Below are 243 nucleotides of genomic sequence, written 5' to 3'. Positions count from 1 at the left end.
ATGTATTGCTGTGCGCCTACCTTACGGCGTGCAACCTGTTGCAGACGAAGCACAAATGGCGGTAGGTTTTCTTCAGCCAAGTAAGCGTATGACCGTTAATATTCAGCCTGCTGCTGATGCGGTACATGAGCAAGTGTTAATCGCAATGACTAGCAGCTGTGACGTATTACCAGATCAAGCTCAAATAGATATGATTAAAGGTAACTTGAAAGCACGCCAACGTATGGTTTCTCAATACGAAAG

At 44.9% G+C, this 243-nt stretch carries 1 pseudogene; it reads left to right on the top strand.

The features are described 5' to 3' along the window. Positions 1 to 243, top strand: a pseudogene (nadE, locus tag R0J88_RS22810) (NAD(+) synthase); the annotation flags it as partial.

This window comes from Pseudoalteromonas sp. SIMBA_162 (genome assembly GCF_046535955.1).
In the GTDB taxonomy this organism is placed as follows: domain Bacteria; phylum Pseudomonadota; class Gammaproteobacteria; order Enterobacterales; family Alteromonadaceae; genus Pseudoalteromonas; species Pseudoalteromonas marina.
This window is presented reverse-complemented; position numbering and strand designations above follow the sequence as displayed.